Source organism: Serratia sp. (in: enterobacteria), assembly GCF_051654945.1.
GTDB lineage: Bacteria > Pseudomonadota > Gammaproteobacteria > Enterobacterales > Enterobacteriaceae > Chania.
The window spans coordinates 65,213-84,809 of record NZ_JBOFZA010000092.1 but is presented as its reverse complement, the minus strand read 5'-3'; the positions used below and the strand labels follow the sequence as shown (position 1 = coordinate 84,809).

The window sequence follows — 19,597 nt, the reverse complement described above, 5'->3', positions numbered from 1 at the left end:
AACTCCCAAATCCAGGTCGGTAGATGTCTGCTGCCTGCTACCGGTTAGCGGCCTAGCAGGCGACGGTTGAAGTCTTCGATTTTGCCACTGGCGATGCGCGTCAGCATGGTTTTGCTCCAGCTGGCCGACAGCCCCGCCACCGACAATAAGCGGCGGTATTGTTCTTCATCGAACGGCATGTGCCAGGCGATGCCGATGGCTTCGGCGACGGACACCTCGCTGTTGCGGGTCACCAGCTCCAGCGGCTGGTCACCACTGACCATACCGGTCGAAACCACGCGATACAGCCAGCCACAGCGGCCGGTTTGCTGCATCAGCACCGACATGTCGGCGATGGCAAAATGGTAATTAAGCTTGAAGCAGGGCGATCGCGGTTGGGTAACCTGGATCAGCGCTTCGCCCCAGCGGAAGATATCCCCCATAAACACGTTATGTTCGGTCAGGCCGAAGGTCGAGATATTTTCGCCAAAGGCGGGTGCACAGAACTGTTCAGCCTGCGTCGGGAATTGTTCACGCCAGTGGTCGTAGTGTTCGCGCGAATAGTGGCATAGGGCGCGATCTGGCCCACCGTGATAGCTTTTTTCTGCCTGCTCATCGCCTGCCAGGCCAAGTGGTGTGAGGTTTAACGCACCCTCCACCAGCCGTTTTTCGATGGCGCTGGGGCGGCTGCCCTCATAAGGTCGAATCGAACCGAGATATACGTCTGGGTGATGCATGCGGGCCTCCATTCTCTCTCGTTAATGCTGCGTAGCATAGCCTGAGTCGCGCTGGAGGAACAGGATAACCCGCCCGGAATTCACCGGGCGGGGGGACGGATTAGAAGGTCGTCCAGTTGTCTGCGGAGTTGGTGCTCGGTTTGGTCAGTGATGGAGATTTGAGCGGGGTGGCTTTCGCTTCCACTGGCGTAGCCTTATCCGCCAAGCGGAATACTGCGACGCTTTGCAACAGCATCTCGGCCTGCTCTTCCAGCGAATCGGCAGCGGCGGCAGACTCTTCCACCAGCGCGGCGTTTTGCTGAGTGGTGTGGTCCATTTCCACGATAGCCTGGCCAATCTGGGCGATGCCTCTGGTTTGCTCGTCGGAGGCGGCGGCGATTTCAGCCATGATATCGCGCACGTGGGTGACCGAACGGACGATTTGCTCCATGGTGTTACCGGTGTCTTCCACCAGAGCCGTACCGCTTTTCACCCGGTTGACCGACTCGGTGATCAACCCTTCGATTTCTTTCGCCGCCTGGGCGCTGCGCTGGGCCAGATTGCGCACTTCGCTGGCAACCACCGAGAAACCACGGCCTTGCTCACCCGCACGGGCGGCCTCAACGGCGGCATTCAGGGCCAGAATGTTGGTCTGGAAGGCAATGCCGTTGATCAGGGTGGTAATTTCGGCGATCCGCTGCGAACTGTTGGAAATATCCCGCATGGTGCTGACGACGTTGTTAACCAGTTTACCGCCTTGCTGTGCGGTTTGTGAGGCATCGGTCGCCAACTGGTTGGCGTGATGGGCATTGTCGGCATTCTGTTTCACCGTGGCGGTGAGCTGCTCCATGCTGGCGGCGGTTTCTTCCACCGCAGCGGCCTGTTGCTCGGTACGCGAGGAGAGATCGGTATTGCCCGCCGCGATTTCACCGGCAGCAGTGGAGACCTGGCTGACCCCCATCTGGATTTTCTCAATCATATCGCGCAGGTTCTGACTCATGGCGGCGACGGCATTAAGCAACTGGCCCAGTTCGTCGCGGCGAGTGCTGGTTTGTGCCTGGCGCAGATCGCCCTTGGCAATGCGTTCAGCCAGCTCCAAGGTGCTGTGCAGCGGACGGGTGATCTGCAACGTGATGCGCCATGACACCAGCAGGCCGGCCAGAATGGCGATCGCCGTAGTGATCCCCATCTGCCACTGTGCTGTATCGATGTTTTTATGCGTCTGCATCAGCTCATCTTTCATGAAGTTATTGACCAGCGTACCGATCTCGTCGGCGTAGCCGCCGAGCTGTTTGCTGATCTTGAGTTCATTGTCATAGGCGGGCAGGTAGGCGGTAATATGGCCTTTATACTCGTCCAGCGCGGCTAACAGAGGCTGGAGCAACGGGCGCTGGGACTCGTTCAGACGTTGGCTGAGCGTGCTGGCGGCGCTGCGGGCATCGTCGATGGCGCTGATCAGTGGGGTTTCGGAGTCGAGATTGGGTTTTAGCACCAGGCCACGGGCGTGGTAGCGGATCTGGGTCAGCTTCTGGTTCAACTGGATAAAGGCCAGCTGCAGGTCGGCAGTAACCAACTGGCGTTCAACCTGGCTCAGGCTGTCTTGCACTTCGGACATGTTCCAGCTGGCTCGTACCGCATCTTTATCGGTGACGGCCTTGGCGAACAGTTTTTGTTGCTGCTCGTAGTTGCCCAGCAATACCACTAACAGCTCCAGGTCCTTGCGGCTTTGCGTATCCCAGTTCAGGTCCTGCGCATGGCTAGCCAGTTGGATGGCGTTCTCAATATGTTTGCGGTTACGTTCCAGGTATTCGGTATTGTAGTTTTGGCTAAACATGGCACGGGTGTATTTCGCCTGAGCGATTTCGCCGGTCAGTTGATAGCTGAAATCGATGCGGTTGCTGCGTGATTCGATCAGATTGAGATAGGTGATACCGGTGCCGGCGATAACTATCGCCAGTATTAACATCAGTGAGAAGCCGAGTCCGAGTTTTTTACCTACGGTGAGGTGAACGAATTTTCCTGCCAAAGCTTTCAATGCCGCCATGATTTTTCCCTCTTAGGCGTTAGTCAATTGAACAAAGCATCGGCAACTGGCGGTTAAACTTTAGCGGACAATAGGCAAAAAAATGCCCGCATCAGCGGGCATCATAGGGGAACGCCAAATTATTTCTTGGCTGCGGCGAAGCGGTTGGCCGCTTCATCCCAGTTCACCACGTTCCAGAATGCCTTGATGTAATCCGGGCGACGGTTCTGGAATTTCAGGTAGTAAGCGTGTTCCCACACGTCCAGGCCAACGATTGGCAAGCCTGAAGCGCCGGAGACGGCTTCGCCCATCAGCGGGCTGTCCTGGTTAGCGGTAGAGACTACAGCCAGCTTGTCGCCTTTCAGTACCAGCCAGGCCCAGCCAGAACCGAAACGGGTGGCTGCGGCTTTCTCGAACTCTTCCTGGAATTTCTCAACGCTGCCGAAATCGCGCTCGATGGCCGCTTTCAGATCGCCGCCCAGCGTGGTGCCGGTTTTCAGACCTTTCCAGAACAGGCTGTGGTTAGCGTGGCCGCCCGCGTTGTTACGCATGAAGGTGCGTTTGTCTGCAGGGACTTTATCCAGATCCTGGATCAGCTCTTCTACGCTCAGCGAAGCCAGCTCAGGGTAAGCTTCCAGCACGGTGTTGGCGTTGTTGACGTAGGTCTGATGGTGTTTGGTGTGATGGATTTCCATCGTCTGCTTGTCGAAATGCGGTTCCAGTGCGTCGTATGCGTAAGGCAGGGATGGCAGTGAATAACTCATAATCATCATCTCCAGTAGTGTAGAGCGGCGCAAAATGTGAGCACCGCGTAAGCAGTATGATGCATTATAATTAATTAAATGATATTGAAAATGATTATCAATGCCCTACAGATTGTGTGGTTTAGTCGATGATCCGCTGCGGATGAGTAAACACCGTTGCCCGGCCTGGCTTGCTGAAGCCCACCAGCGTCAGGTTGCTGCGCTCGGCGATTTGCACCGCCAGTGAGGTGGCGGCAGAGACCACGAACAGGATCTCGGCACCGCACATGGCGGATTTTTGCACCATCTCGTAGCTGGCACGGCTGGAAACCAGGATCGCCCCCTGCTGCCAGCCTTGTTTGGCGCGGATGCCGATCATCTTGTCCAGCGCCACATGGCGGCCAACGTCTTCGCAACCGCCCAGCAGCTCACCCTGCGGTGAGATCCAGCCTGCGGCATGGGTACAGCCCGTGAGCTGGCCGACGTTCTGCACATCGCGCAACTGGCCGAGAGCGCGATCGAGATTGGCCAGCGAGAAGGTCTGGGTAAAGGGTAGCGGCGTCACCGGCCGGAAGATATCCGCCAACTGCTCAATACCGCAAACGCCACAGCCCGTGCGGCCCGCCATCGCCCGGCGGCGCTCTTTCAGCCCGGCAAAGCGGCGGCTGGAAAGCTCAATCTGGACCTCCACGCCGTTGCAGGTGGGATTAACCTCTATACTGAAGATATCTCGTGGCGAGTCGATAATGCCCTCCGACAGGGAAAATCCTAGGGCGAACGCTTCCAGATCCTTTGGCGTACACATCATTACCACGTGAGAAATGCCGTTATACACCAGCGCGACCGGCACCTCTTCGGCGAGCCAATCTTGCTCCGTGGTGGTCAATTGCCCGCGCTGATACACCGGAGCCTGGATCAAGCCCGTGAGCGCGTTCACATTTACAGGCTGCTCTTGGTTAATTTTGTTCACTTTCCTGGTACCTGTTCGTAACAACCCTACGCACGCTATGGTATTATTAGCGCGTCGTTGCGGCCAAGTTGGCCAATATCCACATAAGAATAGTGATTTTAGCGCTTCCCGCTTAGAGGGGGAAAGCGTCATTTGAAACAATGTGACAACACGAGAGAGAAAGGAGACCCCCCATGCAGGTCAGCAGAAGGCAGTTCTTTAAGATCTGTGCTGGCGGTATGGCAGGAACCACGGTAGCCGCACTGGGCTTCAGCCCGGCGGTGGCATTGGCGGAAACCCGGCAGTACAAGCTGCTGCGCGCCCGTGAAACCCGTAATACCTGCACGTATTGTTCCGTCGGTTGTGGGCTGTTGATGTACAGCCTTGGTGATGGTGCCAAAAACGCCAAAGAGAGCATTTTTCATATCGAAGGGGATCCGGATCATCCGGTAAACCGTGGTGCACTGTGCCCGAAAGGCGCAGGTCTGGTGGATTTCATCCACAGCGAAAGTCGTCTGCAATACCCCGAATATCGCGCTCCTGGCTCTGACAAGTGGCAACGCATCAGCTGGGACGACGCCTTTACCCGCATCGCCAAACTGATGAAAGAAGACCGCGATGCCAACTTTATTCCCACCAACGACCAGGGCGTTACCGTCAACCGTTGGCTGACCACCGGTATGCTGTGCGCTTCGGCCTCCAGCAACGAAACCGGGATGTTAACCCAAAAATTTAGTCGCGCTCTCGGCATGCTTGCCGTAGATAACCAGGCGCGTGTCTGACACGGACCAACGGTAGCAAGTCTTGCTCCAACATTTGGTCGCGGTGCGATGACCAACCACTGGGTTGATATCAAAAACGCCGATTTAATTGTCGTCATGGGTGGTAATGCGGCAGAAGCGCATCCAGTGGGATTCCGCTGGGCGATGGAAGCCAAAATTCATAATAAAGCCAAGCTGATCGTCATCGATCCGCGCTTTACCCGTACCGCATCCGTGGCGGATTTCTACACGCCAATTCGTTCCGGTACCGACATTGCCTTCCTGTCGGGCGTGTTGCTGTATCTGATCACCAATAACAAGATTAACCGCGAATACGTGGATGCCTATACCAACGCCAGCCTGCTGGTGCGGGAAGACTTCGCCTTCGACGACGGCCTGTTCAGCGGCTACGACGCGGATAATCGCAAGTACGATAAAACCACCTGGAACTACCAGCTCGACGAGAACGGCTTCGCCAAGCGTGATGTTACGTTGCAAGACCCGAACTGCGTGTGGAACCTGCTGAAAAAACACATCAGCCGCTATACGCCAGAGGTGGTCACCAACATCTGCGGTACGCCAACCGAAGACTTCCTCAAGGTGTGCGAATATATCGCTGAGACCAGCGCCAGCGACAAGACGGCCTCGTTCCTGTACGCCTTGGGCTGGACACAGCACTCGGTCGGTGCGCAGAACATCCGTACCATGGCGATGATCCAGTTGCTGCTTGGCAATATGGGCATGGCAGGTGGTGGGGTGAACGCCCTGCGCGGCCACTCCAATATCCAGGGTCTGACCGATCTGGGTCTGCTGTCACAAAGCCTGCCGGGCTATATGACGCTGCCTTCGGAAAAACAGGCCGATCTGGACACCTACCTGAAAGCCAACACGCCGAAGGCGCTGCTGCCGGGCCAGGTGAACTACTGGAGCAACTACCCGAAATTCTTCGTCAGCATGATGAAGAGCTTCTACGGTGACAAAGCGCAGAAGGACAACAGCTGGGGCTTTGACTGGCTGCCGAAGTGGGACAAAGGCTACGACGTCCTGCAATACTTCGAGATGATGTCGCAGGGCAAAGTGAACGGCTATATCTGCCAGGGCTTCAACCCGGTGGCGTCGTTCCCGAACAAGAACAAAGTGGTGGCCTCGCTGGCCAAGCTGAAGTTCCTGGTAACCATCGATCCGCTGAACACCGAAACCGCCAACTTCTGGCAGAACCACGATGAGTTCAACGACGTTGACCCATCGAAGATCCAGACCGAGGTGTTCCGTCTGCCATCCACCTGCTTTGCCGAAGAGAACGGTTCAATCGTCAACTCCGGCCGCTGGCTGCAATGGCACTGGAAAGGGGCCGATGCCCCAGGGGAAGCGCTGAACGACGGTGAGATCCTGGCGGGGCTGCTGATGCGCCTGCGCGAGATGTACACCCGTGACGGCGGCGCGGTACCTGAACAGTTGCTGAACATGTCCTGGGACTACCTGACCCCGAACAATCCTGCGCCAGAAGAAGTGGCGATGGAGAGCAACGGCCGGGCGCTGGCGGATGTTCTCGATCCAGACGGTAAAGTGCTGGCGAAGAAAGGCGAACTGCTGAGTACCTTCGCGCATCTGCGTGATGACGGCACCACCTCGAGTGGCTGCTGGATCTTTGCAGGCAGTTGGACTCAGGCGGGTAACCAGATGGCGCGCCGTGACAACGCCGATCCTTCCGGCCTTGGCAACACGCTGGGCTGGGCCTGGGCATGGCCGCTGAACCGCCGCATCCTGTATAACCGTGCCTCTGCCGATCCGGCGGGCAAACCGTGGGATGCCAAACGCCAGTTGCTGGAGTGGGATGGAGCCAAGTGGGGCGGGGTCGATATTCCGGACTACAGCGCCGCCGCACCGGGCAGCGACGTCGGGCCGTTTATCATGCAGCCGGAAGGCATGGGCCGCTTGTTTGCCCTCGATAAAATGGCCGAAGGGCCGTTCCCGGAACACTACGAGCCGTTTGAAACGCCGCTTGGCACCAACCCGTTGCACCCGAACGTGGTGTCCAACCCGGCGGCGCGCGTGTTCAAAGACGATCTGGCCGCGATGGGCAAATCCGACAAGTTCCCGTACGTCGGCACCACCTATCGTCTGACCGAACATTTCCACTACTGGACCAAGCATGCGTTGCTTAATGCGATCATCCAGCCGGAACAGTTCGTGGAGATTGGCGAGAAGCTGGCCGAGAAGAAAGGCATCAAGCAGGGCGATACCGTTAAAGTCAGCTCCAACCGTGGCTATATCAAGGCCAAGGCGGTGGTGACCAAGCGTATTCGTACCTTGCAGGTGAACGGCCAGGACGTGGACACCATCGGCATCCCAATCCACTGGGGTTACGAAGGGGTGGCGAAGAAAGGCTTTATCGCCAACACGCTGACACCGTTTGTCGGCGACGCCAATACGCAAACGCCAGAGTTCAAGGCGTTCCTGGTTAACGTGGAAAAGGTGTAACGGAGACGAATTATGGCAATGCAATCTCAAGACATCATTCGTAAATCCGCTACCAACGGCTTCACTCCGGCACCGCGTGCGCGCGATCACCAGGAAGAAGTGGCCAAGCTGATCGATGTCACCACCTGCATCGGCTGCAAAGCCTGCCAGGTGGCCTGTTCCGAATGGAACGATATCCGCGATGAAGTGGGGCACAACGTCGGGGTTTACGATAATCCCGCCGATCTGACCGCCAAGTCGTGGACGGTGATGCGCTTCTCGGAGGTCGAGGAGCACGGCAAGCTGGAGTGGCTGATCCGCAAGGACGGCTGCATGCACTGTGCCGATCCGGGCTGCCTGAAGGCGTGCCCGGCGGAAGGGGCCATTATCCAGTACGCCAACGGTATCGTCGATTTCCAGTCGGAACACTGCATCGGCTGTGGCTACTGCATCGCTGGCTGCCCGTTCGACGTGCCGCGCATGAACCAGGAAGACAACCGGGTGTACAAATGTACCCTGTGTGTCGACCGCGTTGGCGTGGGCCAGGAACCGGCCTGTGTGAAAACCTGCCCGACTGGGGCGATCCATTTCGGCACCAAAGAGGCGATGAAGAACGTCGCGGCGGAACGTGTCGATGAACTGAAAACCCGTGGCTATGAGAATGCCGGTCTGTACGATCCGGCAGGCGTGGGCGGTACTCACGTGATGTACGTTCTGCATCACGCGGATAAACCGCAGCTGTATCACGGTTTACCGGATAACCCGACCATCAGCCCGGCAATCACCTTCTGGAAAGGGGTATGGAAGCCGTTGGCCGCCATCGGGTTTGCTGCCACCTTCGCGGCCAGTATTTTCCACTACGTCGGCGTGGGTCCAAACCGCGTGGAAGAAGAGGAAGAGCCGGATCAGAAGGACGAGCATCATGATGAGGAGACGCGCAAATGAGGAAGGAAAAGCCAATTCAGCGCTACAGCGCGCCGGAGCGGATTAACCACTGGATTGTGGCGTTCTGCTTTATGTTTGTCGCCATCAGCGGGCTGGGGTTCCTGTTCCCCTCCTTCAACTGGTTGTTGAATATCTTCGGCACGCCGCAGTTGGCACGCATCCTTCACCCCTTTACCGGGGTGTTGATGTTCGTGGCCTTCCTGCTGATGTTCCTGCGCTACTGGAAGCACAACCTGATCAACCGGGAAGATATCGTCTGGGCCAAGAATATCCACAAAATTGCCATGAACGAAGAAGTGGGCGACACTGGGCGCTATAATTTCGGTCAGAAGTGCGTATTCTGGGCGGCGATAATCAGTCTGGTGCTGTTGTTGGCCAGTGGTATCGTTATCTGGCGGCCATACTTTGCCCCAGCCTTCTCTATTCCGCTGATCCGCATCGCGTTGGTGGTGCATTCGTTAGCCGCGGTGGGTTTGATCATCGTGATAATGGTGCACATTTACGCCGCGTTGTGGGTAAAAGGCACCATTACGGCGATGGTGGAAGGTTGGGTGCCGGCTGCCTGGGCCAAGAAGCATCACCCGCGCTGGTACCGTGAGGTCCGCGAGAAACAACAGGAAGACAAACCCAGATGAGTATCCGCATCGTTCCTAAAGAGCAGTTAGGGGCACAGCGTGAAAAGTCTTCAACGGCGGAAACTATTCCGCCGTTACTTTTCGCCAACTTGAAGAGCCTTTATACCCGCCGAGCCGAACGTCTGCAGCAATTGGCCGTAGACCATCCGCTGGGCGACTATCTCAACTTTGCCGCCAGCATTGCGCAAGCGCAGCACAACGCCTGCCATGATAATCCGCTGGAGCTGGATCTCGGCGAAACGTTGATCCAGAGTGCCGCCAGCGGCAAGCCGCCGTTGGATGCGAGCCTCTATCCACGCAGTGAACACTGGCACAAGCTGTTGGCGTCGCTGATCGCAGAGCTGCGCCCGCAGGCACCGGAACACGTGCTGGCGGTGCTGGATAACCTGGAGAAATCCTCGACCCATGAGCTGGAGCTGCTGGCCAGCGCCCTGCTGAAAGGCGAGTTTGCCAAAGTGGGCAGCGACAAGGCCCCATTCCTGTGGGCGGCGCTGTCGTTGTACTGGGCGCAGATGGCCAGCCAGATCCCTGGCAAGGCGCGGGCGGAGTATGGCGAACATCGCCAGTTCTGCCCGGTTTGCGGCAGCATCCCGGTTTCCAGCGTAGTACATATTGGTACTGTGAACGGCCTGCGCTATCTGCACTGCAACCTGTGCGAGAGCGAATGGCACGTGGTGCGGGTGAAATGCAGCAACTGCGAGCAAACCGGCGATCTCAACTACTGGTCGCTGGAAAGTGAACAGGCAGCGGTGAAAGCGGAAAGCTGCGGCGACTGTGGCACCTACCTGAAGATCCTCTATCAGGAAAAGGACCCGAAGGTCGAGGCGGTGGCCGACGATCTGGCTTCGCTGATCCTCGATGCCAAGATGGAAGAGGAAGGCTTTGCGCGCAGCAGCATCAACCCGTTCCTGTTCCCTGGCGAGTAACGGTAGCCCTCACCCTAACCCTCTCTCCCACAGGGTGAGGGGACCGATCGTGCCACAGATTGATGTCTGCATCTGACCGCAGCTCCGTACCAGCTCCCTCTCCTTTTTGGGGAGAGGGCTGGGGTGAGGGGGAGTAGCAAGCAGCGACTTTCGGATTAGACATCTGGCAAACCGCGAGGCGAGTTGCTACCGTTACGCCAAGACGCGCAACGCGAAAGGAATGAATGATGTTGAAGACCCTTGCCAAAGGTACGGCGTTGGCCGTGCTGCTTACCGGGCTGGTTGCCTGCGATAACCAGGACAGCAAAAAGCCGGAAGTCCCCGCACCCGCGCCAAAACCGGTCGTGACACAGCCCGTAGCGGTAGCCCCACCCCCTGTGGCAGAGGCCAAACCGGTCCCTGGTCTGAACGTCTCGCTGCAACAGGGCAAAATCACCTTTGAACTGCCACCGGGTTTCAGCGATCAAACCAAGCTGAGCGGGATTATCAACGACGACAAATCCACCATTCAGCTGTTCCTCGATAGCAAATCACGCCAGCGCACCGTCGCTTCGGAAGTGATCCCGCCAGCGGACATGAAGATCAATACCAGCGATGCGATGCTCAAAGAGCTGACGCAAAGCATCATTACCGAATTGTCCGATCGCTATCAGAACATCAAGAAAACCAAAGAAGAGAATTTCACCGTCGGCCAGCAGAAGTTTCATCGTCTGGATACCGAACAGACGGTCAACGGGCAAAAACTGATTTCCACCATCGTGTTGACGGTGTTCAATAAACGGGTAGTCACGTTGCAGATGTTAACGCCGGCAAAAACACCGGAGGTACATCTTGCATTGGTACAGCGAATTATTGATACCATGCAGGTTAAATAACCTGACTGGTTTAGCTCGGCACGCCAACAAGCCAGTTTGCCGATAACCGGACACTGAACATGACCATGAGCACTGAATCCCAGCATCTTTACAGCCAGTTACCTGCCATCGACCGCCTGCTGCGCGATCCTGCCGTTGAACCCGCCGTCGTCAAACACGGCCAGACGCTAATCAGCGAACTGCTGCGCCAGATGCAGGCGCAGGCACGTGAAACCATCAAGACGCTGCACCAGTTGCCAGCCTGGTGTCAGGACTGGCCGCAGGCGCTGCATGCCCGTTTAGAGCAACAACAGCGTCCGGCGTTGCAGCCGGTGTTTAATCTCAGTGGCACCGTGTTGCACACCAACCTGGGGCGAGCATTGCTGGCTCAACCGGCAGTTGATGCCGTCATCAGTGCGATGACCAGCGCTGTGACGTTGGAATACGATCTGGATGGCGCAGGCCGTGGGCACCGCGATCGGGCTATCGCGGATTTACTCTGCCAGCTTACCGGGGCGGAAGACGCCTGCATCGTCAATAATAACGCGGCGGCGGTGTTGTTGATGCTGGCGGCGGTTGCTCCAGGCCAGCAGGTGGTCGTGTCGCGTGGTGAACTGGTGGAGATTGGCGGTGCGTTTCGCATCCCGGACGTCATGCGCCAGGCGGGTTGCCAACTGGTGGAGGTGGGTACTACCAACCGCACACATCTGAAAGATTACCGCACCGCCATCAATGAGCAAACCGGCCTGTTGATGAAGGTTCACACCAGTAATTACAGTATTCAAGGGTTTACCGCTGCGGTCGATGAAAGCGAACTGGCGGTGTTGGGCCGTGAACAGGGCATTCCTGTGGCGACCGATTTGGGTAGTGGCTCATTGATCGACATGGCGCAATATGGCTTGCCAGCCGAGCCGATGCCGCAGCACCTGATTGCCGCAGGCGTCGATCTGGTGACCTTCTCCGGTGACAAGCTACTAGGCGGGCCGCAGGCCGGGATTATCGTCGGCAAAAAGGATCTGATCGCCCGCTTGCAACAACACCCACTCAAGCGGGCCCTGCGCGTCGGCAAAATCACGCTGGCGGCGCTGGAAGCCACGCTGCGGCTGTATCAACAGCCGGAATTATTGGCAGAACATTTACCTACCTTACGCTTGTTAACCCGCCCACAGCAGCAGATGCGGCAAGCCGCCGAACGTTTACAGAGCCAGTTGGCTGCGCAGTTTGCTGGCCGTTTCGAGCTACGCAGCGAGCCATGCTGGTCGCAGATTGGCAGCGGTTCCCTGCCGGTCGATCGCCTGCCGAGCTACGCGCTGACCTTTGCCCCACTTGATGGCCGGGGCGCAACCTTGGAAGGCTTGGCACAGCAGTGGCGTAGCCTGCCGCAACCGGTCATTGGCCGTATCAACGACGGCAAACTGTGGCTCGATCTGCGTTGCCTGGAACAGGAGGGCGCACTGGTTGAGGCGCTGAGCGCATGATTATCGCTACCGCGGGCCATGTCGACCACGGCAAAACTACCCTGCTACAGGCGATCACCGGTATCAATGCCGATCGACTGCCGGAAGAGCAACGCCGTGGCATGACCATCGATCTCGGCTATGCCTATTGGCCGCAGCCGGATGGCCGCGTGCTGGGGTTTATCGATGTTCCCGGCCATGAGAAATTCCTCGCGAATATGCTGGCGGGCATTGGCGGCATCGATCATGCGCTGCTGGTGGTGGCCTGCGACGATGGCGTCATGGCGCAAACCCGCGAACATCTGGCGATCCTGCGCCTGAGCGGCAGTGCACAGTTAACGGTGGCGCTGACCAAAGCCGACCGTGTAGACCCTGCGCGGGTCGCCGAAGTACAAATCCAGGTATTGGCCGAATTGGCGCAGCAGGGCTGGCATGATGTGCCGGTGTTTGTTACCGCAGCGGCGTTGGGGGAAGGCATTGAGGAGCTGCGCCAGCACCTGTTGGCGTTGCAGCCCGGAGAGCACTTACTATCACGCCGTTTTCGTCTGGCGGTCGATCGCGCTTTCAGTGTCAAAGGTGCCGGGCTGGTGGTGACCGGGACAGCGCTGGGCGGCAACGTAAAGGTAGGCGATACGCTGTGGCTGACCGGTGCAGATGTGCCGGTGCGGGTACGCGGCCTGCATGCGCAGAATCAGGCGGTCGAACAGGCGTTTGCCGGGCAGCGTATTGCGCTGAATATCAGCGGCGATGTCAGCAAAGAGCAGTTAACGCGTGGCGACTGGCTGCTGGCACAACAACCGCCAGCGGCGGCAGAACGTATTCTGGTGGCGATAGACGCCGATGTGCCGATCAAGCACTGGCAGTCGCTGCATATTCACCATGCCGCCAGCCATATCACCGGGCGCATTGCGCTGCTGGCCGACAACCTGGCGGAGCTGATCCTCGATCGCCCACTGTGGCTGGTGGAAAACGATCGGCTGGTGCTGCGTGATATCAGCGCTCGGCAAACGTTGGGGGCCGCGCGCGTGCTGGGGCTCTCCTCGCCGAAGCGGGGCAAGCGTCAGCCGGAATATCTGGCCTGGTTGGGGGCGCTGGCTCAGGCATCCAGCGACGGGCAAGTGCTGGATCTGCGTTTGCCGGGTGGCGCGCTGGATCTGGCCGCATTTGCCTGGGCACGCCAACTGACGGACGAGGGTCTACAGCAACTGCTGGCCGGCTATGCCTTGATGATCTCCGGCGAGATGGCATTGGCTCCGGCCAATGTGCAAGCGCATGAGCAGCGCCTGTTGCAGGTGTTGGCCGAATACCATCAGCAACATGCCGATCAGTTGGGCCTGGGGCGCGCCCGTCTGCGCCGTATGGCGTTACCGGCGTTGCATGAGCCGCTGGTATTTATGATGATCGATCGGCTACTGGCGGCCGGTTTGCTGCGCAATACGCGCGGCTGGTTGCACCTGCCCGAGCACGGTTTGGCGTTCAGCAGCGAGCAACAGGCATTGTGGAACCGGATTGAGCCGCTGTTTGGTGAAGAGCCTTGGTGGGTGCGCGACCTGGCTGCCTCGTTAGGCGAAGAGGAAAACCACGTTCGCGCTACGCTGCGCAAAGCTGCACAGCTGGGCCATGTCACTGCCGTGGTGGTCGATCGCTACTACCTCAGCCAGCGTATCGAACAGTTTGCCGCGTTGATCCGCGAGCTGCACGCCACGCAAGGCAGCACCAACGCCGGCGACTTCCGCGATCGGCTGGGTGTTGGCCGCAAACTGGCGATCCAGGTATTGGAGTTCTTCGATCGCAGCGGCTTTACCCGCCGCAGAGGCAACCAACATCTGCTGCGGGACAGCGGGCTGTTTGGTGGTTGAAACTATGGGTGCATCTTGTTGCACCCAGTTTAAAAAATTGTGACACCCTTCATGCGTTTGACTATTGTTTCGCCATTCTCCGCCGTAAACACCTATCATTCCAGCTAGAGATAGTTTACCGCTTCTTACGTTTGATCTGCGGCCACCGCGCCGCGAACCTGCTTACCGTCTCCGGGCGGTAAGGTTGCAGCCACGTAAAAAGGAGATTCAAATGGCGAATACCACCACGGCAAGCCACCTCACGCCTGAAAACACCGGGTTTCCCCTCAAACTGAAAAAACGTTACGACAACTTCATCGGCGGCGCCTGGGTGGCGCCGGTCCAGGGCGAGTATTACACCAACCTGACGCCGATCACCGGCCAGACGCTGTGCGAAGTGGCCAGCTCCTCCACGCAGGATATTGAGCTGGCGCTGGATGCGGCCCACGATGCCAAAGGGGCCTGGGGCAAGATGTCGGTGCAGGCACGTGCCAACCTGCTTAACCGGGTCGCCGATCGCATGGAGCAGAACATCGACCTGCTGGCAGCAGCGGAAACCTGGGATAACGGCAAGCCGATCCGCGAAACCGCCAATGCCGACGTGCCGTTGGCTATCGACCATTTCCGCTATTTTGCTGCCTGCGTGCGGGCGCAAGAGGGCGGCATCAGCGAAATCGACTCCGAAACGGTGGCCTATCACTTCCACGAACCGCTGGGCGTGGTGGCACAAATCATTCCGTGGAACTTCCCGCTGTTGATGGCCTGCTGGAAGATGGCTCCGGCGCTGGCGGCGGGTAACTGCATCGTGCTGAAGCCGGCCAAGCTGACGCCGCTGTCGGTGCTGATGCTGATGGAACTGATCCAGGACATCCTGCCGCCAGGCGTGATCAACGTGGTCAACGGCGCAGGCGGAGAAATCGGCGAATATCTCGCGACCTCCAAACGTATCGCCAAAGTGGCCTTTACCGGTTCTACCGAAGTGGGCCGCCAAATCATGGGCTATGCCACCCAGAACATCATCCCGGTGACGCTGGAACTGGGCGGCAAGTCGCCCAACATCTTCTTTGCCGACGTGATGGATAAAGAGGATTCGTTCTTCGACAAGGCGCTGGAAGGTTTTGCGCTGTTTGCCTTCAACCAGGGGGAAGTCTGTACCTGCCCGAGCCGGGCGCTGGTGCAGGAATCGATCTACGAGCGCTTTATGGAGCGGGCGATCAAACGGGTGGAGAGCATCCGCAGCGGTAACCCGCTGGATGCCAGCACCCAAATGGGCGCACAGGTTTCCGAAGGGCAGATGAAGACCATCCTCAACTACATCGAGATCGGCAAGCAGGAAGGGGCCAAGGTGCTGACCGGTGGCCGACGCAAGGCGCTGGATGGCGGGTTGGCACAAGGCTACTACATGGAACCGACCATTCTGTTCGGCAAGAACAGCATGCGGGTATTCCAGGAAGAGATTTTCGGCCCGGTGCTGGCGGTGACCACCTTCAAAGATATGGATGAAGCGCTGGCGCTGGCCAACGATTCCGATTTCGGCCTGGGTGCCGGGGTATGGAGCCGTAACGGCAATATCGCCTATCAGATGGGGCGCAACATTCAGGCGGGCCGCGTCTGGACCAACTGTTATCATGCCTATCCGGCGCATGCGGCGTTCGGCGGGTACAAACAGTCGGGGATTGGGCGTGAAACCCATAAGATGATGCTGGAGCACTATCAGCAGACCAAATGCCTGCTGGTGAGCTACTCGGAAAAACCGATGGGCCTGTTCTGATCCATCACCTCTCCCAAAGGGAGAGGTGATGTAACGTGCTACATTTTATCTCCTGCGCCTGACTGCGGCTCCGGACTCGCACCCTCTCCCTACCGCAAATATCCATGAGGTTCTTGGTCTGTCAGTGGGTGAGGGCTGGGGTGAGGGTATTAACTATTACACTGTGGTACTCGTTGCGGGAGTGGCTCCACCACGGTGTTTGCTGAGGAACAGCGCTGTCAGCGTCAGCCAACACAGGCCACTGATCAGGTTGAACAGGCTGAATAACCCGTTGCCGCCCCACACATAGGCTACCTTGGCCAGCTCGATGCCAATGGTAAACACCGACATGCTCAACATCCCCATCACCGCTGAAACGGCACCTTTACTGACGTTGCTGGAAAATAGCGTCAGGCGATACAGACCGGCGTTCGCCAGGCCAATGCCGTAAGCATAAAGGCTCAGCCCTGCGGTCATCCACAGATAGGCGTGGGCGGAAAATACCGTGGCCAGCGCGGCCATTAACAGGCCTAACAGCATTGGCCATGCGCCGAGTTTGATTGGGCGTTCAATAGTTAATTTACCCGTGATGCGTGCCAGCGTCAGGTTGCCGAGGATCAGCGCGCCAAACACCGGGATCTGCAACAGGCCATAGTCCAGTGCGGAGAGCGATTCGCCTTTAATCAGGATCACCGGAGACTGGGCAATCCAGGCCAACAGCGGCAGGCTGGCAAAGCCGATAGCCAACGAACCACAGATAAAGCGCCGATTGACCAGCACCTGACGATAGTCGCGCCACAGGTTGGCTGCCGAGAAGGCTTCCCCTTGCAGCGTGGCGGTTTCCGGCATCGCCTTCCACAGGCCGACAAAGGCAATCGCCGCCAAAGCGGCAAACAGCACAAACATGCTCTGCCAAGGGGCAACGTGAACCCAGGCGGCCCCCGCCAACGGCCCAAGTAGCGGGGCGATCAACGCCACGTTAGCCATCAGCGCCGTGATTTTGATGCAGGTCGCTTCTTCAAACGATTCCTGAATGGTGGCATAGCCTACCGCGCCGATAAAGCACAGCCCGATCCCTTGCAGGAAGCGCATTACGATAAACTGCTCGATATTGGTGACCAGCAAAATGGCCAGACAGGTGACGATAAAGAACAGCACCCCGGCCAGCATCACCGGGCGGCGGCCACGGCGATCCGACAGCGGGCCAAGCAGCCACTGCAGGAAGATGCCGCCAGCCAGATAGGCGGTCATTGAGGTGGGCACCCACTCCACGCCGGCATTAAAATCGGCGACTACCGCCAGCATACCGGGCTGGATCATATCGTTGGCGATATAGGTCGCGAATTCGAACAGCACCAGACAAAGTGGGAATAAAAGCGCCTGTCGGCCCAGAAGTGCCGCAGGGGGTAATGATGTTTTCATTTTTATTTTACTGATAGTAAAGAAGAAATAAGGAACTGCCAGGGCGGGAGAGCGCAAACTGAGCGAGTTGTGGCGGCTATTTTGCCGCCAATTGTTCACCTTGGCAATCATAAGGTGATTTTAAGGCTCAATCTTAATATTGCGCGTAGGCGTTGTGCTGCGCCCCCCTGAGCTATAACCTCTTGTTAACATTTTCCCATGACAGAATTATAGGCAACAGACGGGCACCGATGAGCAATAAAATTGGCTGGATAGATAACTTGCGTGCGCTGGCGTGCATGATGGTGGTGATGATCCACGCCACCACTTACTACGTCACCAACGGTTTGGCGGTGGGGGAACATAACTGGGATATGGCGAACGTGTTGAACTCGCTTTCCCGGGTGGCGGTGCCGCTGTTCTTTATGCTTTCCGGCTTTCTGTTTTTTGGTGAGCGCAGCGCCAACCGGAAACACTTTATCCGCATTGCCTGCTGTATTTTGTTCTACAGCGTGATCGCCCTGATTTATATTGCCTGCTTTACCCGCATCGGTTTTTGGCCCTCGCTGCGCGCAATTCTGTTCAAACCGGTGTTTTATCATCTGTGGTTCTTTTACGCGATTACGGTCATTTACCTGCTTTCACCGCTGATCAGCGTTAAGCCGGTTTCTGGCCGCTATCTGGCGGGCGTCATCGTCATTCTGGCGATTATCGCCAACCCCAATACCAGCAAGCTGAGCCTGGACAATGTGCGTCTGCTACCGGTGAACCTGTATATCTATGGCGATACCTTCTATTACCTGCTGTATGCCCTGGCAGGGCGGGCCATTGGCATGATGGCAACCCAACGGCGCGGCATCAGCTTGGCGGCGGCGCTGGGATTTATCGCGAGCGTGATATTGATTATCCGTGGCACCAAAAGCCAGATGTTTATCAACGGTAGCTTCGCCGATACGTTTTATATGTACACCGGCCCCTTGGTGTTTGTGGCGGCGGTATCGCTGCTGGTGTGGTGCAAAAACTGCCTGCCTAACCCGATCGGCTGGTTAAGTGTGATCTCGCGCCATTCACTGGCGATCTACGGTTTCCACGCTCTGATCGTCAACCTGATGCGTAACCAGCATTGGGAGTTCTCGGCCTACCCGCTGCTGGATATCTTCTGGGTGTTCGGTATGGCGCTTGGCGTGAGCGTGCTGTTGTCGATGGGATTACAGAAAGTGGATACCCGGCGGCTGGTGTCTTAATCCTGCCAGCGCTGCTGTGCACGCCGCAGCTGGCGGCCAGAGGAGAAGCCTGCAGTTAGTGCCGCTTTTTCCAGACCGTAGCCCTGTTGCAGCCGTTGCTGTGCGACCGCCAACCGCAGTTGTTCATGGTATTCCCGTACGCTGAGGCCAATATGCAGGCGGAACAGCCGGGCCAGATGGCGGCTACTGACATGAGCCTTCTCCGCTATCTGGGGAACCGACCATTCGGCTTCCGGTTCGGCGGCCATCACGTCTTGCGCCCGGTGCACGGCAGGATGCAGGTGATTGCGGTGCCGCAGCCAAGGTGAAAGCTGCGGATCGTCGCCGGAGCGGCGGAAATAAACCACCATCTCACGGGCAACCTCAAGCGCACGGTCAGCGCCACAGTGTTGATTGACCAAGTGTAGGGCCAGATCGATACCGGCGGTGATGCCCGCGCTGGTAAACACGCCGCGATCCTCAACAAAAATACGGTTTTCTTTAACCAGCGCGGCGGGTGCCTGTTGGCGCAGACGGTCGAGCACGGCATGGTGAGTGGTGCAATGATAACCGTCGAGCAATCCCGCCTGCGCGGCCAACAGCGCACCGGAACAGACGCAGACCAGATCTATCTGCCGTTGTGTCAACGCGGGGCGCATCGACTGGAGCCAATTGCGAGCCTGAGCCGCTTCCTCGGTAGCAAAGTAACGAGCCGAGTCCGCCACTCCCGGTATCACTAAAATATCCCCTTCATCCCATTTCTGCGGTAACGGGGCCAACTGGCCGATCGTCATGCCGATGGAGCAGGTGATCTGCGGCACCGGGCTGACATAGTGCAGCTGGAACTGCCCACAAAGCCGCAAGACCTCTGCCGGACCGCTGACATCCAGTAACAGCACGTTGGGGAGCATCAGAAAGTAAACGGCCCTGGACATGG

General features: G+C 57.8%; 15 protein-coding genes. 9 read left to right on the top strand and 6 right to left on the bottom strand.

Annotated elements, in window-relative coordinates; genetic code table 11:
* Positions 1 to 44: 44 nt before the first annotated feature.
* The 4 genes from yiiM to fdhD all read right to left on the bottom strand — a co-directional run bounded on the left by yiiM (position 45) and on the right by fdhD (position 4,422).
* Positions 45 to 716 carry a 6-hydroxyaminopurine reductase gene (gene yiiM / locus ACRDCA_RS23165; protein ID WP_438691638.1) on the bottom strand — a complete coding sequence of 224 codons (672 nt, stop codon included), beginning with the start codon at positions 714 to 716 and terminating at the stop codon, positions 45 to 47.
* 100 nt (positions 717 to 816) lie between these two features.
* Complete coding sequence (locus ACRDCA_RS23160; RefSeq protein WP_438691637.1) at positions 817 to 2,739, bottom strand: methyl-accepting chemotaxis protein; 1,923 nt, start codon at positions 2,737 to 2,739, stop codon at positions 817 to 819.
* A 119-nt stretch (positions 2,740 to 2,858) separates the two neighbouring features.
* A complete protein-coding gene (gene sodA / locus ACRDCA_RS23155) occupies positions 2,859 to 3,482 on the bottom strand; it encodes a superoxide dismutase [Mn] (protein ID WP_438691636.1) in 624 nt (207 codons plus the stop codon).
* Positions 3,483 to 3,603: 121 nt separating this feature from the next.
* Entirely contained in the window at positions 3,604 to 4,422 is an 819-nt protein-coding gene (gene fdhD, locus ACRDCA_RS23150; RefSeq protein WP_438691695.1) for a formate dehydrogenase accessory sulfurtransferase FdhD, read from the bottom strand.
* Positions 4,423 to 4,604: 182 nt separating this feature from the next.
* Between fdhD and fdnG the strand changes: the two genes are divergently transcribed.
* The 8 genes from fdnG (at position 4,605) to exaC (ending at position 16,057) form a co-directional block, all read left to right on the top strand.
* Positions 4,605 to 7,652: a formate dehydrogenase-N subunit alpha gene (gene fdnG / locus ACRDCA_RS23145; RefSeq protein ID WP_438691635.1), complete on the top strand. Its 3,048-nt coding sequence runs from the start codon at positions 4,605 to 4,607 to the stop codon at positions 7,650 to 7,652.
* Positions 7,653 to 7,664: 12 nt separating this feature from the next.
* Positions 7,665 to 8,576: a formate dehydrogenase subunit beta gene (fdxH, locus tag ACRDCA_RS23140; RefSeq protein ID WP_438691634.1), complete on the top strand. Its 912-nt coding sequence runs from the start codon at positions 7,665 to 7,667 to the stop codon at positions 8,574 to 8,576.
* Positions 8,573 to 9,211: a formate dehydrogenase cytochrome b556 subunit gene (fdoI, locus tag ACRDCA_RS23135; protein ID WP_438691633.1), complete on the top strand. Its 639-nt coding sequence runs from the start codon at positions 8,573 to 8,575 to the stop codon at positions 9,209 to 9,211. The genes fdxH and fdoI overlap by 4 nt, the downstream gene beginning before the upstream one ends.
* On the top strand, positions 9,208 to 10,137 hold the full coding sequence (gene fdhE / locus ACRDCA_RS23130) for a formate dehydrogenase accessory protein FdhE (RefSeq protein ID WP_438691632.1): 930 nt from the start codon (positions 9,208 to 9,210) through the stop codon (positions 10,135 to 10,137). The genes fdoI and fdhE overlap by 4 nt, the downstream gene beginning before the upstream one ends.
* Before the next feature lie 227 nt (positions 10,138 to 10,364).
* Positions 10,365 to 11,012: a DcrB-related protein gene (locus tag ACRDCA_RS23125; RefSeq protein ID WP_438691694.1), complete on the top strand. Its 648-nt coding sequence runs from the start codon at positions 10,365 to 10,367 to the stop codon at positions 11,010 to 11,012.
* Positions 11,013 to 11,077: 65 nt separating this feature from the next.
* On the top strand, positions 11,078 to 12,469 hold the full coding sequence (gene selA / locus ACRDCA_RS23120; protein WP_438691631.1) for an L-seryl-tRNA(Sec) selenium transferase: 1,392 nt from the start codon (positions 11,078 to 11,080) through the stop codon (positions 12,467 to 12,469).
* Positions 12,466 to 14,307: a selenocysteine-specific translation elongation factor gene (gene selB, locus ACRDCA_RS23115; RefSeq protein WP_438691630.1), complete on the top strand. Its 1,842-nt coding sequence runs from the start codon at positions 12,466 to 12,468 to the stop codon at positions 14,305 to 14,307. Before selA ends, selB begins: the two co-directional genes overlap by 4 nt.
* 211 nt (positions 14,308 to 14,518) lie before the next feature.
* The gene (exaC, locus tag ACRDCA_RS23110) at positions 14,519 to 16,057 is read left to right on the top strand and encodes an acetaldehyde dehydrogenase ExaC (RefSeq protein WP_438691629.1); all 1,539 of its coding nucleotides are present in this window, start codon (positions 14,519 to 14,521) and stop codon (positions 16,055 to 16,057) included.
* A gap of 156 nt (positions 16,058 to 16,213) precedes the next feature.
* Here exaC and ACRDCA_RS23105 read toward each other — a convergent pair whose 3' ends face one another.
* Positions 16,214 to 17,458: an MFS transporter gene (locus ACRDCA_RS23105; RefSeq protein ID WP_438691628.1), complete on the bottom strand. Its 1,245-nt coding sequence runs from the start codon at positions 17,456 to 17,458 to the stop codon at positions 16,214 to 16,216.
* A 230-nt stretch (positions 17,459 to 17,688) separates the two neighbouring features.
* On the opposite strand from ACRDCA_RS23105, the gene ACRDCA_RS23100 reads away from it, so the two are divergent.
* Positions 17,689 to 18,681: an acyltransferase gene (locus ACRDCA_RS23100; RefSeq protein ID WP_438691627.1), complete on the top strand. Its 993-nt coding sequence runs from the start codon at positions 17,689 to 17,691 to the stop codon at positions 18,679 to 18,681.
* Here ACRDCA_RS23100 and ACRDCA_RS23095 read toward each other — a convergent pair.
* Entirely contained in the window at positions 18,678 to 19,595 is a 918-nt protein-coding gene (locus ACRDCA_RS23095; protein ID WP_438691626.1) for a GlxA family transcriptional regulator, read from the bottom strand. The two genes, ACRDCA_RS23100 and ACRDCA_RS23095, sit on opposite strands and share 4 nt — an antisense overlap.
* Positions 19,596 to 19,597 lie beyond the last annotated feature (2 nt).

What these genes read in the sequence shown, in the direction of transcription:
- fdoI (WP_438691633.1), top strand. Translation starts at nt 8,573, where the DNA reads ATGAGGAAGGAAAAGCCAATTCAGCGCTACAGCGCGCCGGAGCGGATT.
- ACRDCA_RS23095 (WP_438691626.1), bottom strand. Translation starts at nt 19,595, where the DNA reads ATGTCCAGGGCCGTTTACTTTCTGATGCTCCCCAACGTGCTGTTACTG.
- ACRDCA_RS23100 (WP_438691627.1), top strand. Translation starts at nt 17,689, where the DNA reads ATGAGCAATAAAATTGGCTGGATAGATAACTTGCGTGCGCTGGCGTGC.
- ACRDCA_RS23105 (WP_438691628.1), bottom strand. Translation starts at nt 17,458, where the DNA reads ATGAAAACATCATTACCCCCTGCGGCACTTCTGGGCCGACAGGCGCTT.
- fdhE (WP_438691632.1), top strand. Translation starts at nt 9,208, where the DNA reads ATGAGTATCCGCATCGTTCCTAAAGAGCAGTTAGGGGCACAGCGTGAA.
- ACRDCA_RS23160 (WP_438691637.1), bottom strand. Translation starts at nt 2,739, where the DNA reads ATGGCGGCATTGAAAGCTTTGGCAGGAAAATTCGTTCACCTCACCGTA.
- sodA (WP_438691636.1), bottom strand. Translation starts at nt 3,482, where the DNA reads ATGAGTTATTCACTGCCATCCCTGCCTTACGCATACGACGCACTGGAA.
- ACRDCA_RS23125 (WP_438691694.1), top strand. Translation starts at nt 10,365, where the DNA reads ATGTTGAAGACCCTTGCCAAAGGTACGGCGTTGGCCGTGCTGCTTACC.
- exaC (WP_438691629.1), top strand. Translation starts at nt 14,519, where the DNA reads ATGGCGAATACCACCACGGCAAGCCACCTCACGCCTGAAAACACCGGG.
- selA (WP_438691631.1), top strand. Translation starts at nt 11,078, where the DNA reads ATGAGCACTGAATCCCAGCATCTTTACAGCCAGTTACCTGCCATCGAC.
- fdxH (WP_438691634.1), top strand. Translation starts at nt 7,665, where the DNA reads ATGGCAATGCAATCTCAAGACATCATTCGTAAATCCGCTACCAACGGC.
- yiiM (WP_438691638.1), bottom strand. Translation starts at nt 716, where the DNA reads ATGCATCACCCAGACGTATATCTCGGTTCGATTCGACCTTATGAGGGC.
- selB (WP_438691630.1), top strand. Translation starts at nt 12,466, where the DNA reads ATGATTATCGCTACCGCGGGCCATGTCGACCACGGCAAAACTACCCTG.